13 protein-coding genes are annotated in these 18,387 nt (G+C 40.0%); 10 read left to right on the top strand and 3 right to left on the bottom strand.

Annotated features, from left to right (window positions below):
* Positions 1-101: 101 nt before the first annotated feature.
* Complete coding sequence (locus tag LG368_RS00265; protein ID WP_226752744.1) at positions 102-1,274, top strand: MFS transporter; 1,173 nt, start codon at positions 102-104, stop codon at positions 1,272-1,274.
* Positions 1,275-1,513: 239 nt separating this feature from the next.
* Complete coding sequence (locus LG368_RS00260) at positions 1,514-2,944, top strand: sensor domain-containing diguanylate cyclase (RefSeq protein ID WP_226752743.1); 1,431 nt, start codon at positions 1,514-1,516, stop codon at positions 2,942-2,944.
* Positions 2,945-3,725: 781 nt separating this feature from the next.
* Here the strand turns inward: LG368_RS00260 and LG368_RS00255 are convergent.
* The 3 genes from LG368_RS00255 to LG368_RS00245 all read right to left on the bottom strand — a co-directional run bounded on the left by LG368_RS00255 (position 3,726) and on the right by LG368_RS00245 (position 6,960).
* Positions 3,726-4,241, bottom strand: a complete 516-nt coding sequence (locus tag LG368_RS00255) for a tyrosine-type recombinase/integrase (protein ID WP_226752742.1) — start codon at positions 4,239-4,241, stop codon at positions 3,726-3,728.
* Positions 4,242-5,065: 824 nt separating this feature from the next.
* Positions 5,066-6,463: a DEAD/DEAH box helicase gene (locus LG368_RS00250; protein WP_226752741.1), complete on the bottom strand. Its 1,398-nt coding sequence runs from the start codon at positions 6,461-6,463 to the stop codon at positions 5,066-5,068.
* Positions 6,460-6,960 carry a hypothetical protein gene (locus tag LG368_RS00245; RefSeq protein ID WP_226752740.1) on the bottom strand — a complete coding sequence of 167 codons (501 nt, stop codon included), beginning with the start codon at positions 6,958-6,960 and terminating at the stop codon, positions 6,460-6,462. Before LG368_RS00245 ends, LG368_RS00250 begins: the two co-directional genes overlap by 4 nt.
* Positions 6,961-7,051: 91 nt before the next feature.
* Here LG368_RS00245 and LG368_RS00240 point away from each other — a divergent pair, with 91 nt between their 5' ends.
* From LG368_RS00240 to LG368_RS15425, 8 genes are all read left to right on the top strand, one after another.
* Entirely contained in the window at positions 7,052-7,261 is a 210-nt protein-coding gene (locus LG368_RS00240; protein WP_226752739.1) for a helix-turn-helix domain-containing protein, read from the top strand.
* A 260-nt stretch (positions 7,262-7,521) separates the two neighbouring features.
* Positions 7,522-8,121 carry a DUF1819 family protein gene (locus LG368_RS00235; protein ID WP_226752738.1) on the top strand — a complete coding sequence of 200 codons (600 nt, stop codon included), beginning with the start codon at positions 7,522-7,524 and terminating at the stop codon, positions 8,119-8,121.
* Positions 8,109-8,684, top strand: a complete 576-nt coding sequence (locus LG368_RS00230) for a DUF1788 domain-containing protein (RefSeq protein WP_226752737.1) — start codon at positions 8,109-8,111, stop codon at positions 8,682-8,684. Before LG368_RS00235 ends, LG368_RS00230 begins: the two co-directional genes overlap by 13 nt.
* A 39-nt stretch (positions 8,685-8,723) precedes the next feature.
* A complete protein-coding gene (gene brxC / locus LG368_RS00225; protein WP_226752736.1) occupies positions 8,724-12,437 on the top strand; it encodes a BREX system P-loop protein BrxC in 3,714 nt (1,237 codons plus the stop codon).
* An 8-nt stretch (positions 12,438-12,445) separates the two neighbouring features.
* Positions 12,446-13,615 carry an AAA family ATPase gene (locus LG368_RS00220; RefSeq protein WP_226752735.1) on the top strand — a complete coding sequence of 390 codons (1,170 nt, stop codon included), beginning with the start codon at positions 12,446-12,448 and terminating at the stop codon, positions 13,613-13,615.
* Entirely contained in the window at positions 13,612-14,370 is a 759-nt protein-coding gene (locus LG368_RS00215) for a hypothetical protein (RefSeq protein WP_226752734.1), read from the top strand. Before LG368_RS00220 ends, LG368_RS00215 begins: the two co-directional genes overlap by 4 nt.
* 3 nt (positions 14,371-14,373) lie before the next feature.
* Positions 14,374-18,045 (top strand): BREX-1 system adenine-specific DNA-methyltransferase PglX, encoded by a 3,672-nt coding sequence (gene pglX, locus LG368_RS00210; protein WP_226752733.1) that lies wholly within the window; start codon positions 14,374-14,376, stop codon positions 18,043-18,045.
* Positions 18,045-18,170 (top strand): hypothetical protein, encoded by a 126-nt coding sequence (locus LG368_RS15425; RefSeq protein WP_264193927.1) that lies wholly within the window; start codon positions 18,045-18,047, stop codon positions 18,168-18,170. Before pglX ends, LG368_RS15425 begins: the two co-directional genes overlap by 1 nt.
* Positions 18,171-18,387: the final 217 nt, after the last annotated feature.

The raw sequence follows: 18,387 nt of genomic DNA, 5'->3' as shown, positions 1-18,387 counted from the left end.
TTATCCCCATAAAGCCAATAAGTGTTGTAACATATCGCCGTTTTAAGCACGCCAAATCCGGTTTGGCGTGCTTTTTTAATGATTCGATAAATGGAGCCTTCATGCTAGCTTATCAGTGGGGTATTTTTGCCATTGCCCTTGGGACTTTTGGAATAGGTACCACGGAATTTATGCCGATGGGGCTGTTGCCGGTGATTGCGGAGGGTGTTAATGCGTCTATTCCGGCAGCAGGGCTGCTTGTCAGTGCCTATGCCATCGGTGTGATGGTCGGTGCGCCTCTTATTACGTTATTTCTCACCCGTTATAGCCAAAAAACGTCTCTGTTGCTGCTCATGGGCGTCTTTGTTGTGGGCAATCTGTTGTCAGCGGTATCGATCAATTATGAAACCTTTCTGCTTTCTCGCATTGTAACCAGTTTATGTCATGGTGCTTTCTTTGGTATCGGGGCCGTTGTGGCAATGAATCTAGCGCCTGTACACAAAAAAGGCTCTGCCGTTGCCGCCATTTTTCTTGGTTTAACCATTGCAAACATTATTGGTGTTCCTATTACCACTTGGTTAGGACAAACATTTGAATGGCGACTGGCGTTTGCAGTAACAGCCTTGTTAGGCGTTGTTGCTATTATCGGTATTCAGCGAAATCTCCCCACCACACCTAGACCCATCAAGCCCGATGTAAAAAGAGAGCTGAGCGCTATTATGCAACCCGCGGCCTTGCGAGCATTTGCGACAACTGTGATGTGTGCGGGCTCTATGTTCACACTTTATACCTATATTTCCCCTGTGCTTAAAACGCTGGCGGACGCATCGGATAATGCCATTGCAACCATGCTTGCATTAACGGGTATCGGTTTTACATTAGGCAATTACATCAGTGGCAAAGTCACCGATAAGTCACCCAATTTAGCTTTGTTTGTCTTTTTGGGACTGCAAGTTTTAGTACTTATTTTATTTCGTTATACGGCGACTTCTTTTGTGGGGGCTTGTGCGACGATTTTACTTTGGGGTGTTGTCATTTTTGGCAGTGGACCGCCATTACAGATGCAAGTTATGAAGATAGCGGCTCAAGCCCCTGGCTTAGCTTCATCCATTAATATCGGTGCATTTAATCTAGGAAATGCCTTGGGAGCAGCATTAGGGGGCTTGGTGATCAGTGTTGGTTTTACCTTTGACTGGATACCTGCCGCTGGGGCCATATTGTCATTCTTAGCGTTACTTATGGTGTGGTCAAACTATCGAAAAGCCAAAACCTTAATCGCAGAACCCGTTGATTAATGTCACTTTACTTTTACACAAGGTAAGCGTTTGTTATGTTGCAGCTTTTCTTTATAGTCTTTACAATTTGATACAATTTTATTTCCTACGTGGCAACTCCATTGCATTCATTTAAAAGAAGATTTCTGACTCTTAATCGCTTGATTTTCTCATTGGCATTAACCGCCACGGTAGCGACATTTCTTAATAGCTTCTATTCAAGTTATGAAGTTCAAAAAGAGCAGCTTATAGAACAGAGAATGGAAGTAAATCGGGCTTATGCCAGCAAACTTGCCAAAACGACTGAACTTTTCTTACTGTCTTCACAGAAAACACTCGCTTATTCAGCGGATTCGTTAAGTAATAAAATGCAAGACAGTAATTGGTTACAAACAGAAGCCAATCGCTTGAAATTTCAAATCGACAGTTTTAACTCTGTTGTTATCAGTGATAACACCGGCTTAACCAAGGCGGCATCACCAGAAACACTCAATCTTGTTGGTCGAAAACTCACCTCCGCAGGAAGCGTCCGAGCACTAGAAGAGAAAAGGGCGTTTATTAGTGAGGCTTACATATCAACGTTAAAAAACCTGATTGTGGTGCTTTTTTCGCCTATTTACGGTGAAGGGCAAGAGTACCTTGGTTTTGTCAGCGGTTCCATCTATCTAAAAGACGACAACATCTTAAAAGAGCTGCTCGGCGAACATTATTATAAGAATGGTTCTTATATCTACGTTGTTGACCGCGAGCAACGTATATTGTATCACCCAAATAAAGCTCGAATCGGCGAGATTGTTACCGATAACACTGGCATGGCAAGAATGCAGGAAACCAAAGAAGGCGGTGTGCTGCTGACAAATAGTCAAGGCATCGATATGTTAGCAGGTTATGCGGACGTACCCAGTACCGGCTGGATTGTTGTAACACAGAGCCCATTGGAATCAAGTTTGTTGCCATTAACAGGGATTATGGAGCAAGTTATTTTACGCACTATGCCGTTGGCGATGTTGGCCTTTATTTTTATCTGGTTTTTCGCAAGGGCGATTTCAGAACCTTTACAACAGTTAGCCGATAAAGCTAGACACATAAACAGTCCCAACGTCAGTGTTGATATTGAGAATATCAACACTTGGTACATGGAAAGTTTAAAGCTAAAAAAAGCGTTGTTAAGTGGAGTGAAACTGATTGAGACGCAAATATTTGAGTTACGCAAAGACGCGGATACAGATCCATTAACCGGTGCTGATAACAGACGATCTCTGATGTTTAGATTGAATCAATTTTCTGTCTCAGAAATGCCTTTCGTTGTATTAGCCCTGGATATTGACCATTTTAAACGCGTCAATGATACCTTTGGTCATCCTATTGGTGACGAAGTATTGAAAAGAATGACGGATATTATTCGTTCATTTTCACGTGCAAACGATATGGTTGCACGTACTGGCGGTGAAGAATTTGTTCTTGTGTTAAAAAGTATGGACGTGAAAAATGCTTACAAAATTGCAGAACGTCTACGACTTGCTGTCTTTGAGGAAGAATTTAAAACAGTTGGCCATATCAGCGTGTCGATTGGCATTGCTCATTGGCGAGTGAGCGATTCGATTACGATTGACGAAACCTTGTCACTGGCAGACAAAAGTTTGTATCAAGCAAAGCAAAACGGACGCAATCAATGTGTCATTGCATCTTAATGATGCGCATCAAATAATCGACTAAAACAGTTTAATTGGGCCAGAAGTATCTATTTAAAGGCAATTATACTATTTCCGATAATTACTATTCTAAGCACCGAAAAGTATAAAATCATTTAAAATCAATGACTTATACGTAGTACACATAATGTTTTACGTATAGGTAAAAAGTCTGCAAGCTTATTATTTCACCCACCTTTTATGTAAATAATCACGCAAATTTCTTCATTCTATAAAGATTCTCAATTTGTCTGATTGTATCCACTATAATTTTATTTTCAGTTCGCAGACCATTAAGTGAGATGTAAGGGTTAAAGAAACACTATCAACTCAATTAACACCGAGTTATTAGGAGTCAGCATCAGGGGGAGAGTAGAGCTCTCATGTCTAATACTAAAATATCTGTTCAAGAAAAAGGTATTATTTAAAGATGATAATGAACTCGTAGTCATGTGTTAAGTTGTAAAATTAGTGCATATTGACCAAGTGAAATGATCTATATGAGGTTAGTAGATTTAGTTATCCGGTTATTTGGGAAATAAATCATTTGAATTGATGGCACAGCCCCCTAGACCTTTTATTAAAAGACATAGGGATAGCCGCTAGAAGATTGTAAAATTATTTTAATGTAACCTAAGAATATTTTTTAATTTGGTCTTGACTGGTTCTAATAATAATCCGATATTTTATTAAAATATCTATGATTAAATTCAATATTTTTTCTAATTTATAAACTGTTATATTCTCCTTAAAGCGAAATCATCATAAAGTTTGATTTTATTTATGAGCAGTAATACGTAGAAATATTGCGGATGGAATGCCCAGTGGTATTAGCTATCATTTCAAGTGATTGACCACTTTCTAATAAATGATAACAACTCGTTTTTCGCATCATATTATGGCTTAATTTCATATTAATATTGCCATGTTCACCAACTACCTTAAACGCATTGAAGACAGCCATATGGCTAACAGGTGCATTTAAAGATTTTGAAGAGTCGGATTCAGTCTGAAATAAAAATCTATGCTCAGGATAAGCTATTCTTCGTTTGGTGATAATATCAAGTGTAGCTTGATTGAGCTTTATCTCTTTTTCTTCTCTCGCAGTATTCTTAGTGAGAGTAAGTGTATCACCACTTACGGCGTCAAACGTAATAGTAAGTAATTCAGATATACGTAAAGCACTACATATACCCATTTGCCATATATCACCATAAAGATCACCAAAGTTTTCTCGTAGAGCGACCTCTATTTCTTTTACTTTATTCAGGTCTTTAATTACCTCAAAATCATTCATATAATGCTCAGTTGCTGATTTATTTTAGTTGTCATAAATCAAATTTATTGAGGCTAAAATAGGTTTATAGCCTTATCTTAAAGTTTGCTTGATGAGGTTACTTCCATGCTTTTATTTTCCTAGTTATGGCCAGTTCTATCAAGGATAAAGCACAAAACTATGAGATTCACTTGATACAAAAAGGTAAGTAATGGTTCTTCGGCCTAAAAAATTACATCAACGTTGATGCTAGTACGGGACTAATACATGGTTTCAGCACTACGGCAGTAACGTACACGATATTACAGAAACAGAACATCTGCCTCATGGTGAGGAACGTTTTATCTCGGTAGATTCAGGTTATTGAGGCGCTCAAAAATAAGAAGAGCTCAAAGACATCAAAGCCGATTGGTAGATTGATGAGATGCCAAATAAGGTACGTCTTCTCAAAAAGCACCCGAGAATAAACAAGCTATCGATCCAAACGGAATATATTAAGGCCAGCATTCTAGCAAAATTAGAACACTCATTTCGGATCATCAAGCGTCGGTTTAATTTTAGGAAAGTGGTCTATCGCGGCTTAGAGAAAAATGATAATAAACTGGCTATGCTGTTTGCCTTAGCCAATGTGTTTAGAGCTGACTAAGTCATACGAATCGCAAGAGATTAATCCGTTAAAAAGCCCCTAGATAAGGCTAAAATAGCTTTTTTAGAGGCTAAAAGTACAGAAATGGGTGATATTTTGTGATTTTTAACCGAGTCAGAAACACTGGCAACTGTGAAGCTTCTTAATCGCAGTTTCCTTAGCTAATTTACAAAGTTTTTATTTATAAATGAGAGGTTTATCATAAAGATAAAATAGTTGTCTTATAAGAGTCCTTGCAAAAAGCCATCTTAATAGAAGTTGACGCTTCTAATGCTATATCGTGAAGCCTATCATACGAATATGTGTGATCTGATGATGTAGTTTTCATGCTCATAAAGCTATTTTCCTTCGGGTCTTGAGTAGATGTAATTGAGTCAGGCACGTTTATTAAAGTCTTCTGTTCAAGGTCTTTTATTATCATCGAATCTTCTGGTAGATCTTGATTTATTCGTCTAGAGTATTCAACTAATGTTGGTTCAGCAAATGCTATCATGGAGCAGGGCTCATCTGTTTTTTGATTTATTCGTAGAATCCGCCCAAGCACTTGGCGAAAGTAAAGCTCTGTTCTAATATTACTTAGGTAGGCGCAAACCTGTAGGCGCGGGATATCTGTACCTTCACTTACCATTCCAATAGATACAATCCAATCGATTTCTGAACTTTGGAAGTCTCTGATGTTTTCGTGAGCATCAATTTGATCATAGCTAACTACGATAGAGCTTTCGCCAAAGGTTGTGGTAATAAACTGTGATATCCGGCGAGCTTGATTAATTGAGGACGCAACAACTAATCCTGCGGCACAAGGGTGTTTTTCTCTAATTCTAATCAGTTCTTTATGAGAGAAGATCAAGAGATGACTTAATGAATCTTGATTCGTTAGTAGTTCGCCATATTTTAGTTTTTCAGCGTTAATAGCCTCACGAATACTGCTAAATTTATAAGTTTCAGAATCTTTTTGGATATCAATCGAACCATTGTCAAGCAGTATTAAACTAGGTCTCCTACAGACCTTATCTCGAACAGCATCACCCAGTCCATACACAAAGTCTGTATCAAGCTCTTGAGGCTCGCCAGAGTAGCTCTGAAGCGCTATTTTTGTGCTATCTGATCGCCAAGGAGTACCACTCAAAGTTAATGTTAATGGATTCCCTTTTGATATTAAAGAAACTAATAGATGCCCCCATTGATTAGATATGCTATTTGCTCCAGAAGCGCAGTGATGAATTTCGTCAGAGATTATTAAAATGCGGTAGTTCTTAATTACATATGCAAGATCTTTATACGAGTATTGTATTCCTTGATAGGTAATAACCAAGCCTTTTGCTCCTATTCGGCCATCAAAGCGATCATTTAATACATTACTGAAGGTTTCTTGAATACTGTTTTGTACGCTTACAGATGGGGCAAAGCAGAGAACGAAATCAATGTGGTTATCATCTAATAAGCTTTTTGCCAGTGATGCAGAAAATCTTGTTTTACCGGCACCTGGCGCAGCAACACACATGAAGTTTTGTTGGCCTCTTTGATAAACTTCTAATGCTTTGGATAAACAGTTCTTTTGCCAAGTTCTTAATGAGAGATTTTGTTTTTTCTTCATGATAAAGCACGTAATATGGTTTTAGTACTAGTAAGTAATCCGTTTAATGTTATTGCCTGCTTTTTCGCTTCACTTTTCTTAGATGTCAACAAATCAAGCTGAGCGGGTAATAGAGATTTCATCTCTTCATAACCTTGAGCTTCGGCAATACATAGTTCAAGTTCATACTCAAGTTCAGCTTTACGCTTTAAGAGCATTTCTTTCTCACTTGCTACAACATCAATGAGTCTGGTTTTTTGCGTCTCGGTTTCCTCTAAGATTTTCGCTTTGGCATAATAAATGCTCTTCCCACTTTTTGAATCAACGACTAATACACCTGATTTGACTAAACGGTTAATTTTAAGGTAGATGGCATGTCGTGCTTTTTTCATTTCAATAGGGTTGTTCTCACCATATTTTTCAACATAGTGTTTGAGTACGTCATTTATAGTGGTTTTATTTTGTACAGTTGTTTGGAAGAATTCTTCTACAACATGAGCTATGGGTTTAGATCTCAAAATAACTATCTCAATTTACAGTAAATGCGGATTATAGTCCGTGGAAACATAGTCCGCAATTAGAGATTGTGTTTCGTTTTGAGATGCAAATATGAGAAACATAGCAAAAGAGGTGGGAGCTCTAATCAGGAGCCACCGCAAAGCATTGGGTATCTCTCAAGAAGCTCTCGCAGCAAGGTCCCAAATAGATCGGAGCTACATGGGACGAATAGAGCGAGGAGAGGTAAATGTTACATTAAAAGCTTTATGGGATATTGCCGCTTCAATGGAAATATCAGCAAAACTGCTAATTCCTGAATGATAAAGATGTCAGGCCTGAAAAATCCAGAGAGATCGGATTACTTTAGGCTAGCAGTTTCTTAAGCTTCTATTAGATTTGCTATTTGTCTCGGACTTGAACAATTATGCATAGTGATTACCGTTAAATGTGTGGGCTTCAAACCCCAGTGAAAGTGCCCAAGATTGACCTGCTTGTTTATCATGTAAAATGGAACACGACTATTAACGTTACATAATGTAAAATGTAGCAAACTAAAGTTAACAGTTCCGTAGAGTAAAATAATGACGTTAAAACAATATTTTGGAGACCTGAACGGAGGGAGTTTGTTGCTTGCTGATGCTAGGCATGTGGCTGCCCTGATGCTTCAGATGAATTCCGAAGAAGATTGGCAGTACGCTTTGAAGGACCAAAATATCTTGCAGAGAAAGTCAATTCCGACAGCTCTACGCACCGCTGCAACAATTCGTAAGAGGCTTTCGTATTTTGATAAAAGCTACATTGAAGCCGTTGCTCATGCAGACAGCCCTGATTACCAACAGTTGCTAATGGCTACCCTTGTCAAAGATTCCCCCATTGTTGCAGATTTTCTTGATCTTTATGTTCGTGAGACAGCCCGTATTTACAAACCTGCGATTACTAAAGACATGTGGTGGGAGCATGTTGATGTCCTGAGGCGTCGAGCAGAAGGTGATTTACCATATTCAGATTCTACAATCGAAAAAATGGGAAAAAACCTATTTAGAGCATTAGCAGAAAGCGGCTATATCGATAGTGTAAGAAATAAACAACTACAGCATGTTTACATAAGCCCAATGGTAAAGTGTTTGATTGAGCAAAATGGCCATTCAGAGTTAGTAGAGAAGATTGAATGGACACTTTAAAAGTACTTAAAGAGCGGCTTGATCAGGTTCAGGATCGTATAGAAAGTTCTTCATTTTTGGAAAGTCAGGGGCTTGGTAATGAAATTGGTTTCTGGATCTTTGACTATCCAGCTGAGCATGAAATTGAAGTTCGAGAGCATCTTCTGCACATCACTGAGCGACTAAATAAGCGTAATTACAACTTTCTAAACTTGAATGTATTTGAAGTGATAACTTCCTTGCTGGACTCTCGCAAGTTATTTGATAAAGCATGTAAACGCGAGTTAGAAGCCGGATCTGAAAAGTTACTACAGAGTCTAAAAGGGCCATTAAGCCAAGATAAAATAGTGAAATACATAGTCGATGCATACCAGCCCCAGAACTACGATTTTGTCATTCTTTCTGGGATAGGTAGCACTTGGCCATTAGTGCGTAGCCATGAGCTATTAAGTGCACTACAAGACGTAATGGGGCGCACGCCATTGGTGCTGTTTTATCCTGGAACATACAGCGGGTTTGATTTACACCCTTTTGGCTTGATCAAGTCAAAGAATTATTACCGAGCGTTTAAGTTAGTACCTTAATCACCAAATTTATATTTTAAAGCGAGCAGGGAGCCTCTAATGAACATCCAAAAGATTTTTTCAAAAGAACTGACCCGTGATATTAACGGAGTGGTCAAAGCCGAACAAAAAGATAATGATAGCGTATATGTAGAGCTTGATGAATACGTTGTGACACGAGAGCTGGATCGTCACTTTCGAGAGTTCTTTGAGGCTTACACTCCAACAATTGGTCATTTCAATTCATCGGCTAAGATCGGGGTGTGGATTTCAGGCTTCTTTGGCTCAGGTAAATCACACTTTCTAAAAATCCTTTCCTACTTGCTAGAGAACAAAGAGGCTGATAAGGACGGTGTGGCGCATAAAGCCATTGAGTTTTTTAAATCTAAAATTGACGATGCTATGTTAATGGCAGACATTCGTTCAGCAGTGAATCAAAAGACGGATGCGATTCTTTTCAATATTGATTCCAGAGCGAACACCGATGACAGAGAAGATGCGATTCTTAAGGTCTTCCTCAAAGTGTTCAATGAGCGTTTAGAGTATTGTGCTGACTATCCTCATATTGCACACCTTGAGCGAGAGCTTGATAAGCGTGATCAGTACCAAGCATTTCAAACTGAATTTGCTTCGATAACTGGTTCTACATGGAAACAAGAGCGTGATGCCTACGACTTCTATCGGGATGAGATTGCCCAAGCGTTATCTGTTGCGACCAATCAGTCGCCAGAGTCATCCCGAGCTTGGGTTGAACAAATAGAAAACAACTTCCCATTAGATATCAATAATTTTTGTAAATGGGTCAAGGAATACCTAGATCAATCTGGTGATAGCAACATTGTGTTCTTGATCGATGAAGTCGGTCAGTTCATTGGTAAAAATACCCAAATGATGCTTAAACTTCAGACCATCACAGAGAATTTAGGCACTATTTGTGGCGGTCGTGCATGGGTCATTGTGACTTCTCAAGCGGACATTGATGCGGCCGTCGGTGGAATTGATAAACGTGATGGGGAAGACTTCTCAAAGATCCAAGGTCGTTTCAATACACGACTGCAGTTATCTAGCTCAAACACCTCGGAAGTTATCCAAAAGCGTTTATTAGCCAAAACAGATAATGCTAGTGATCTTCTAAATGATATCTTTCTTGAAAAAGGCGATATTCTTCGTAACCAGCTTGCTTTTGATATGACAACCACTGCGTCATTAAAAAGCTACAATGATGCATCTTCCTTCGTTGATAACTATCCGTTTATCCCTTACCACTACACATTAGTGCAAAAGGTATTTGAATCCATTCGTACCAAAGGGGCGACCGGTAAGCACTTAGCGATGGGCGAGCGTTCGTTGCTTGATGCATTCCAAACATCTGCCAAGCAAATTAAAGATCGTGGCACTGATGTCCTAATTCCGTTTCATAGCTTCTACTCGTCTATTGAAAGCTTTTTAGAGCCTGCGGTTAAGCGCACCATTGATCAAGCTTGTGAGCTTGATTCCTTGACTGAGTTCGATGGTAAGATTCTTAAGACACTGTTCCTAATCCGTTACGTAGATGTTGTTAAAAGTACTCTAGACAACTTGGTAACATTATCGATTGATTGTATTGACGCTGATAAAATTGCCCTAAAGAAACGGATCGATGAAAGTCTTAATCGATTAGAGCGTCAGTTGCTGATTGCTCGAAATGGCGACGAATTTATCTTCCTGACCAATGAGGAAAAGGAAATAGAGAACGAAATTCGCCATACGGATATCGAAGCTTCAGAAGTCTCCAACAAGCTTTCAAGCATCATTTTTGATGGTGCCACCATCTTAAAGGGTAATCGTGTCTACCGTTACCCAGTGAACAAGCAAGACTTTGCGATCAGCCGCTTCTGTAATGGCCATCCAAAAGATGGTTCAGGCTTAGAAGATTTAGTCATCAAGGTTATTTCGCCGCTCGATTCTCATTATGAGAGCTTCCATTATGACCAGGCCTGCATTGATCATACGGTGACAGGTGACGGCTGTATTTTGGTGAAACTTGGTGATAATAAACGTCTTTGGGAAGACCTAAACACGCTTATTAAAACGGAGCGCTTTTTAAAACATAACTCTGGTAAGCGTCCAGAACAAGAGCATTTGCTTCGTGAGAAGCGAATGGAAAACATCGAGCGTGAAAAGCATCTTCGTGAAGGATTTGAACCTTTGTTTGCAGAGGCTGATGTTTATGCTATTGGTACAAAGTTACCGAAGAAGTCAGCAACGCCATCTGCCATTGTCGATGAAGCCTACCGCTATGTTATTGAAAACACTTTTGCAAAATTAAACCTTCTTAAGGCCACTCCAGGTGATGTGCTGCGTGAGTTACATGCAGTGTTAACCGCAGATGATATGGCTCAAATCGGTTTAGATCTTCAAGCTGCCGAGTGTAATCCAGATGCTACACGCGAAGTAGAACAATTTGTCGCGTTGAAAGTAGATCGTAATGAGGCAGTGTATTTACGTGACATTATTGATCGTTTTGGGCGACGACCTTATGGCTGGCCTGATAATGAAACACTCCTATTGGTCGCTCGTCTGGGCTTATCGAGTAAGGTGTCTTTTAGTCAGCAAGGCTCGGACTTGGTACTAAAGAAATCCTATGAAGCTTTTACCAGTGTTCGTAAACGTGGCGAAATCCGTGTTCATAAAATTCGTCAGCATGACGAGCGCCAACTTAAAAAAGCAACGACATTAGTTAAAGATATTTTTTCAAAAAGTTTCGCTGGAACTGAAGAGAAAAACCTCTATGAATTGATCGTTAAAGAGTTCAATAATTGGTCTGAGGATCTAAAGTCTTTTCGTAGTAAGGCTCAAACCGGCCAGTTTCCAGGCAAACAACAGATCGAAGATGGTTTGGTATTAATTGCGGGCATTCAACAGCAGTCCAATAGCTTTAGTCTGATTGAGCGCTTCTTAGAAGACGCGGATGCACTGCAGAACTTTGCTGAAGATTATGAAGATTTAGAAGACTTCTACACGACTCAATTCCAAACCTGGCAGGCTTTAGCTAAAGCGTTGAATGAGCAGTTTAAAGCGAACCGACCCGCATTGGAAAAAGATGATAAAGCATCATCTTCTCTAAAAGAACTTGATCGCATTTACAATTTGCCCGCGCCATATGACCAGTTGCGCAATATCAATCGATTGATTGAAGAAGTGTCGAAAGTGAATACTTCATTGATTGATGAGCGTAAGTCTCATGCTTTAGATCGTGTTGATATACGAATTGAACGAGTGAAAGAAGCGCTAGCTGAAGCTCATGCACCGTCTGAACTACAGAACCAAGCACTGCGCCCGTTACAAATGTGCAGACAGCGCATTGAAGCAACCTCTTCAATACCACAAATTATCAGTGAGCAAACGGAAGCGGATGGCTTTGAAGAAGACGCATATGATCAACTGAATAGGTACATTGATGATTTACGCAAGAAAGCTGAAGCAGAGCGACGTCGTGTAGAGATCGAGCGTAAAAAGCAAGAACCTACAGCTAATGCATCTAACGCAGTTTCATCTGATTCAGTTTCAACAGATAGCTCACAAGAAGATATCGTTACTTCAAAACCTGTGGAGCCGACTATCCCTGCTCCAATTGTTAAACGAACAGTAACTATTGATCCTGGAGTAACAGCTGCCAAGGCTATACCTGCAGGTTTTATTGAGTCTGAAGAGCAAGTAGAAGGGTATCTTGAAGCACTTCGTAAGCAGCTCATGGATGCTGTATCTGCAGGTGACCGAGTTCGAATTAAGTAGGTGGAGCGATGATCAAAAGAATAAGTGTTAGCGCATTCAAATCGTTAGTTGATTTTGAGTTAAACCTTGACCCGAAGTTTAATTGTATCATTGGTTTAAACGGCGCAGGGAAAAGTTCGGTTTTACAACTGTTTAGTTATGTATCTGCTCTTATGGAAGGAAAAATTGACCGTTGGTTAAGTGAAAGAGGTTGGGAAGAAAAAGATGTTGCTTCTTATTTCTTCCCTACACGAGAAACATTTGACCTCGAAGTCGATATAGAGTTTTCAGATAAGAAATTGCGGTGGAGGGGCACATACAACTGGAAAAGAGGCCTGTGTACAAGTGAGACTCTAACGGATTTATCTAATGACCAGCAGCTGTTACGCCTATTTCAGGGAAGGCTAAAAACTAAGCGTGACAGTTTTCCGGATCTTATGTTCAAATATTCAGGTTCAATATTGTCAGCATTGGATGGACTTGCTTTACCACAAGAAGCTGCCATTTTTCGAAAAGTTATGACTAATGTTGATAGCCATGACCTCTTATCGCCTAAGGTCATGCGTTCAGGGCGATTTGTATCAGCAGGAAAAATTGGTAGTGCTGGTGAGTACTTGATTAGCTATATCCATAATTTAGATAAGAGGTCACAAGGTATCTTATTGAAGAACCTATATAGCTATTTTCCCCAAGTAGTGGAAATGGAAACTAAAACTGAGTTGAATGGCACATTAAGTCTTGTGCTAACAGAGCGATTCTACAGTGATGACGGCTCTCACGTTGATGTATTAACGAATGCCAAGCATATCAACGATGGCATGTTGCGTATTTTAATCATACTGGCAAGTCAAAGGTCTAGTTCCAGATTCCAGCAGTTTGATGAGATTGAGAATGGCGTCAATTCTGAGATTACTGAAAAGCTTGTCGAAACATTTATCCGATCACCACAACAAATATTGATCACGACCCATAGTCCATTAGTATTGAATTTTATTGACGAAGAGCTTGCGAAAAACTCCGTACACTTAGTTTATAAAAATAGTCAGGGTCATACTAAAACAGTAAAATTCTTCGAGCTTGAGTCTGCTGATAGAAAACTGGAAGCGTTGGCTCCAGGTGAAGCAATGTTGGACTTACACCTGTCCGATGTGGCTAAGGAAGCTGAAAACTTTCGAAGCAAGAGGTTAGAAAAGTTATGATTTTACACCTAATTGCGACAGGTGAAGGGCCAACTGATATCGGTATTAGCCAGAATAGTTTAGAGGTATCAAATGGTGAAGACTTTCTACAAGGCCCAATGTACGCCCTGATTATCAAGCTTTTAGAGAACTGTTTACCTGAGTGGAATCAAGGTCAAGATTTTACGCATACCTTTATTTATCGTAAAGAGTTAGGGCAAAGAGCAAGGGCTAGCAAAGTTAGACTACCGAGCAAAGATAAAGCGGTAAAAGGACATTTAGAACATGCTAAACGTGCTGCTGCGCTTGCTGAATTCACAAAAGAGAATTTTCCAGAAACATGGGCTAATAGCCTATCCGTATATTTTCATGACTGTGACGGTACACGATCTGAATTAGACCGTGAACCAGACATGCAAGCTAATCGTGTTAAAGCCGTTTTATCTGGTTTCAAAGCAGTAGGGTACAAACATGGCGTTGCCATGATTCCTAAGCCTACATCTGAGTCATGGATCATTTGTTCGGTTAAAAAAAACCCATATTGTCACTGTCAAAATCTAGAAATGGATCTTTCTGGCAACGACCGTTCCGCAGAGCGAGCTCCGAAAGTTGTGCTAGGAAATGCAATAAATAATCAAGACTATAGCCGTGAAGATCTCAGTACTCTTATAGCTGAAATCGATGTTAACCGATTAGAGGATATGCCTAGCTTTAGTCAATTAAAGAGTAATATTATCGCTGTAGTTAAAAATGCTTGTGGCGAAGTAAGGAATTAATTTATGAATACTGCAAGTCTTAAAAAATATGCCCCTCAAGCAAGACGTGAGTTTATCAGCGCTGTCTCAAAAAAATTAAACCAATTAGGCATATACAGTGACAAACAGATATCGGATGTCAAGCAAGAAGGCTCAGTATTACTAATCGAAGGCAAAACCTTCGAGCCTATTGTAAAGATAGCTAGAGAACGGTTGGTAAAAACAGTACAGGCAATGGGTTATAACCAGCTCGTCGAACAAGTAGCTTATACCTGGTTCAACCGTTTGTGTGCTATTCGCTATATGGAAATCCATGACTATCTAGGCCACGGTTTTCGCGTTCTTTCATATCCAGCGTCGCACCCAGACAACTCCCAAGGCGCTGGCGCAACGAACAAAGGGCGCTTTGAAATTATCGACCATGCGCAAGATGCTGCGGATGAACTCGGGTTAGATAGAGCTCGCATTATCGAACTCAAGCTTGCGGGCAACAAAGACGAAGAACTGTATCGTGAACTGTTGTTAGGCCAGTGCCATAAGCTACATGAAGCTATGCCTTTCTTATTTGACGCATTGGACGATGAAACTGAGCTTTTGCTACCAGACAACCTAACACGCACCGATTCAATTCTGCGTGGATTGGTAGACGGCATCCCTGAAGAGGACTGGCAACAGGTAGAAGTTATTGGCTGGCTTTACCAGTTCTACATTTCTGAAAAGAAAGACCAGGTAATGGGCAAGGTGGTCAAGAGTGAAGATATTCCTGCCGCCACCCAGCTATTTACACCTAACTGGATTGTGAAGTACCTGGTACAAAACTCAGTCGGTCGTCAATGGCTGCAAACCTACCCAGACTCTGCCATTAAAACGCAGATGGAATACTACATTGAGCCTGCTGAACAATCTGACGAAGTTAACCAACAGCTTAAGGCTATTACGCCAGAATCTATTGAACCTGAAACCATCAAAGTACTTGACCCAGCTTGCGGCTCGGGCCACATACTGATCGAAGCTTACAACGTACTAAAAGCCATCTACGAAGAACGAGGTTTCCGCTCTCGTGACATTCCAAAGATGATTCTGGAGAACAACCTCTTCGGCTTGGACATAGATGATCGTGCAGCGCAGCTATCTGGCTTTGCGCTGATGATGATGGCTAGAGATGACGATAAGCGTATTTTTACCCGTAACGTGCGACTTAATGTACTGTCATTGCAGGAAAGTAACCATATTGACCTGCCAACGATATGGAAAGCACTCAACCTATCGGGAAGTTGGAAAAGCGGCACATCGCAAGGGCTGTTCTCTGACGAAGCGCAAGATTTAAGCTCGTTCAATGCAGACAACCGCTACCAACTGCTGAAGCGAACGTTGGCAAGATTCACCCAAGCAAAGACCTTTGGTTCTTTGATTGATGTACCTAGCGATGACCATGACCTATTAAAAGAGCTACTAAGCACGCTTGTCGAGCTTCAAGAGTCAGGTGACTCAATGCAAAAACCTGCAGCGAAGCAATTGATAAAATTTGTGCATCAGGCATTGGTTCTGTCGATTCGTTACGATGCTGTTATTGCAAACCCCCCATACATGGGCAATAAGGGTATGAATGCTGAAATTAAAAAAATGTCTGGGTCGCATTACCCCGAATCCAAATCAGATTTATTTGCAATGTTCGTTAGTAAAGGTATCGAATTCCTGAAAGATTATAGAATTATATCGATGGTTACAATGCAGAGTTGGATGTTCTTAAGTTCATATGAGCATTTTAGGAAAAAGCTCATGAGCAATAACATGTTGATTAACTTGTGTCATTTGGGACCTAATTCATTTCCTGAGATAACGGGGCCTGCGATTCAGCTAGCTAGTTTTACATTTATGAAAAATCGTAGTGAAAAATTCAAACCAACGTTTATTAATAATGTAAAAGGTGATACCGAAGAAAAAAGGCAGCGAGTTTTAAATAAAGACTGCATATTCAAATCGTATCAGATCAGAGAGTTTTTTGAAATTCCTGGGATTAGGCTTGCTTATTGGATTGAACGAGAGTTATTCGATACATTTGATAATGAGGAAATACTTGAAGATGTGCTTTTCCCAAGGCAGGGAATGGCTACTTCAGACAACGATCGATTTTTGCGGCTTTGGTGGGAAGTATCGAATCATAACATTAAGCGCGAAGCATTATCTCACGAAGATGCCGAGATGAGTAACTGTAAATGGTTTCCATATAATAAAGGGGGAGCCGCAATTCGTTGGTTTGGTAATCAAGAATATGTGGTTAATTGGGCAGGCTCAGGCAAAGACCTTATTGAATATGCAAAAAGTCTTTATGGTTCCCCAACACGAACTATTAAAAATATTCCTCTTTATTTTAAGAAAGGAATTACATGGGGAGATATGACATTTAAAAATAAAGCAGGAGAAGAAACATTTGCGGCAAGATATAACCCTCCAGGATTTATTTTCGATATTAAAGGTCCGTCAGGCTTTCCAAGTGAAGAAGATTTGTTTCTGGTTCTTGCTATTTTAAATAGTAAGGTATTGAAAAAATATATGTCTTTCATGAATCCAAGTTCATCATTCCAAGTGGGAGATGTCAGAAAGATACCGTTTAAGTCTAGCGCAGACTTAAAAGATAAAATTTCTAATAGCGCACAAAAAGCAGTAGAAATAAGTAAAATTTTATATCAGCGAGATGAAACTTCCTCAAGTTTTACATTGAATAAAGTACTTAATCTATCGAATAAAACAATCTCGAATTCATTCGAGAAGGAGCTAGATGAACAAAAGGAGCTTTTAAGCGCTCTGTCAAGTATGGAATCAAACATCAACCGATTCTGTTTTGAGATGTATGGACTAAAATTTGAGACTGCGGAAATTGAAGATGAGGTTACATATCAAGAAAGAAGCGTATCCGACTTGACTCAACAAGTTATTTCCTTTTCTGTAGGTTGTATGATTGGGCGCTACTCTCTTGACCAAGAAGGCTTAGTCTTTGCTCATGCAGGCAATGATGGCTTCGATAAACTAGTTCACGAAGGAGCTTACCAATCTTTCGCTGTTGACGAAGACGGCATAATTCCGTTAACAGATAAAGAGTGGTTCAAAGACGATGCAACAAACCGCTTCCGAGAGTTTGTTCAAGTCGTTTGGGGTGATGATCACCTGCAAGAAAACTTGAATTTCGTTGCCGAATCACTTTGCTTAAATGCCATAAAGCCCAAGAAATCAGAATCAGCGCTAGAGACGATTCGTCGTTACTTATCTACCCAGTTCTATAAAGACCACCTGAAGACTTACAAAAAACGTCCTATTTATTGGCTATTTAGCTCAGGCAAACAGAAGGCTTTTGAGTGCCTGGTTTACCTGCACCGTTACAATGAGGGCACGCTTTCTCGTATGCGTACTGAGTATGTCACCCCGTTACTAGGCAAGTACGATGCGTATGCAGAGCAGCTTGAGAAGCAAATTGAAACGGCTGACTCGACTAGTGAAGCGAACCGTCTCAAGAAGGAGCTGACAACTCTAACTAAGAAGCAGGTGGAGCTACGTGAGTTTGATGACAAGCTAAAACATTATGCTGATATGCGTATTTCACTGGATCTCGATGACGGTGTTAAAGTGAACTATGGTAAATTTGGTGATTTATTAGCAGACGTGAAAGGGGTTACTGGGTCTGCCCCTGAGGTGAAATAATGAATATTCATAAGCTTGAAATTCGCGGATTTAAAAGTATTGCCCACTTGGAGTTGGGCGATACATCACCATTTTTGGTTTTTGCCGGCACTAATGGCGCTGGCAAAAGCAACCTTATGGATTGACTAAGCGAAATTGCTTAAGAAATAGGGCTAAAGGAAAAGGGCACAATAAGATTGCCTTTGCTAAACGTATGGTTAATTATTGGGGCTTTTCAGTAGAGCAGTCAGCGTTACATCCAGCTTGCCCGAGCGCCACCGAGTTGGTTAAATACTTTTCAGTATAAAAGATCGCTTTCTTATTACTCATAACATCGCCCAAAATCATCAAAATTGGCTATTT

It is taken from the genome of Marinomonas algarum, from assembly GCF_020532605.1.
In the GTDB taxonomy this organism is placed as follows: domain Bacteria; phylum Pseudomonadota; class Gammaproteobacteria; order Pseudomonadales; family Marinomonadaceae; genus Marinomonas; species Marinomonas algarum.
The sequence above is the reverse complement of the archived record's forward strand: the minus strand, read 5'-3'. Positions and strand labels throughout refer to the sequence as shown.

Coding starts and splice junctions, on each gene's coding strand:
- LG368_RS00265 (WP_226752744.1), top strand. CDS start 102: ATGCTAGCTTATCAGTGGGGTATTTTTGCCATTGCCCTTGGGACTTTT.
- LG368_RS00260 (WP_226752743.1), top strand. CDS start 1,514: ATGGAAGTAAATCGGGCTTATGCCAGCAAACTTGCCAAAACGACTGAA.
- LG368_RS00255 (WP_226752742.1), bottom strand. CDS start 4,241: ATGAATGATTTTGAGGTAATTAAAGACCTGAATAAAGTAAAAGAAATA.
- LG368_RS00250 (WP_226752741.1), bottom strand. CDS start 6,463: ATGAAGAAAAAACAAAATCTCTCATTAAGAACTTGGCAAAAGAACTGT.
- LG368_RS00240 (WP_226752739.1), top strand. CDS start 7,052: ATGAGAAACATAGCAAAAGAGGTGGGAGCTCTAATCAGGAGCCACCGC.
- LG368_RS00235 (WP_226752738.1), top strand. CDS start 7,522: ATGACGTTAAAACAATATTTTGGAGACCTGAACGGAGGGAGTTTGTTG.
- LG368_RS00230 (WP_226752737.1), top strand. CDS start 8,109: ATGGACACTTTAAAAGTACTTAAAGAGCGGCTTGATCAGGTTCAGGAT.
- brxC (WP_226752736.1), top strand. CDS start 8,724: ATGAACATCCAAAAGATTTTTTCAAAAGAACTGACCCGTGATATTAAC.
- LG368_RS00220 (WP_226752735.1), top strand. CDS start 12,446: ATGATCAAAAGAATAAGTGTTAGCGCATTCAAATCGTTAGTTGATTTT.
- LG368_RS00215 (WP_226752734.1), top strand. CDS start 13,612: ATGATTTTACACCTAATTGCGACAGGTGAAGGGCCAACTGATATCGGT.
- pglX (WP_226752733.1), top strand. CDS start 14,374: ATGAATACTGCAAGTCTTAAAAAATATGCCCCTCAAGCAAGACGTGAG.
- LG368_RS15425 (WP_264193927.1), top strand. CDS start 18,045: ATGAATATTCATAAGCTTGAAATTCGCGGATTTAAAAGTATTGCCCAC.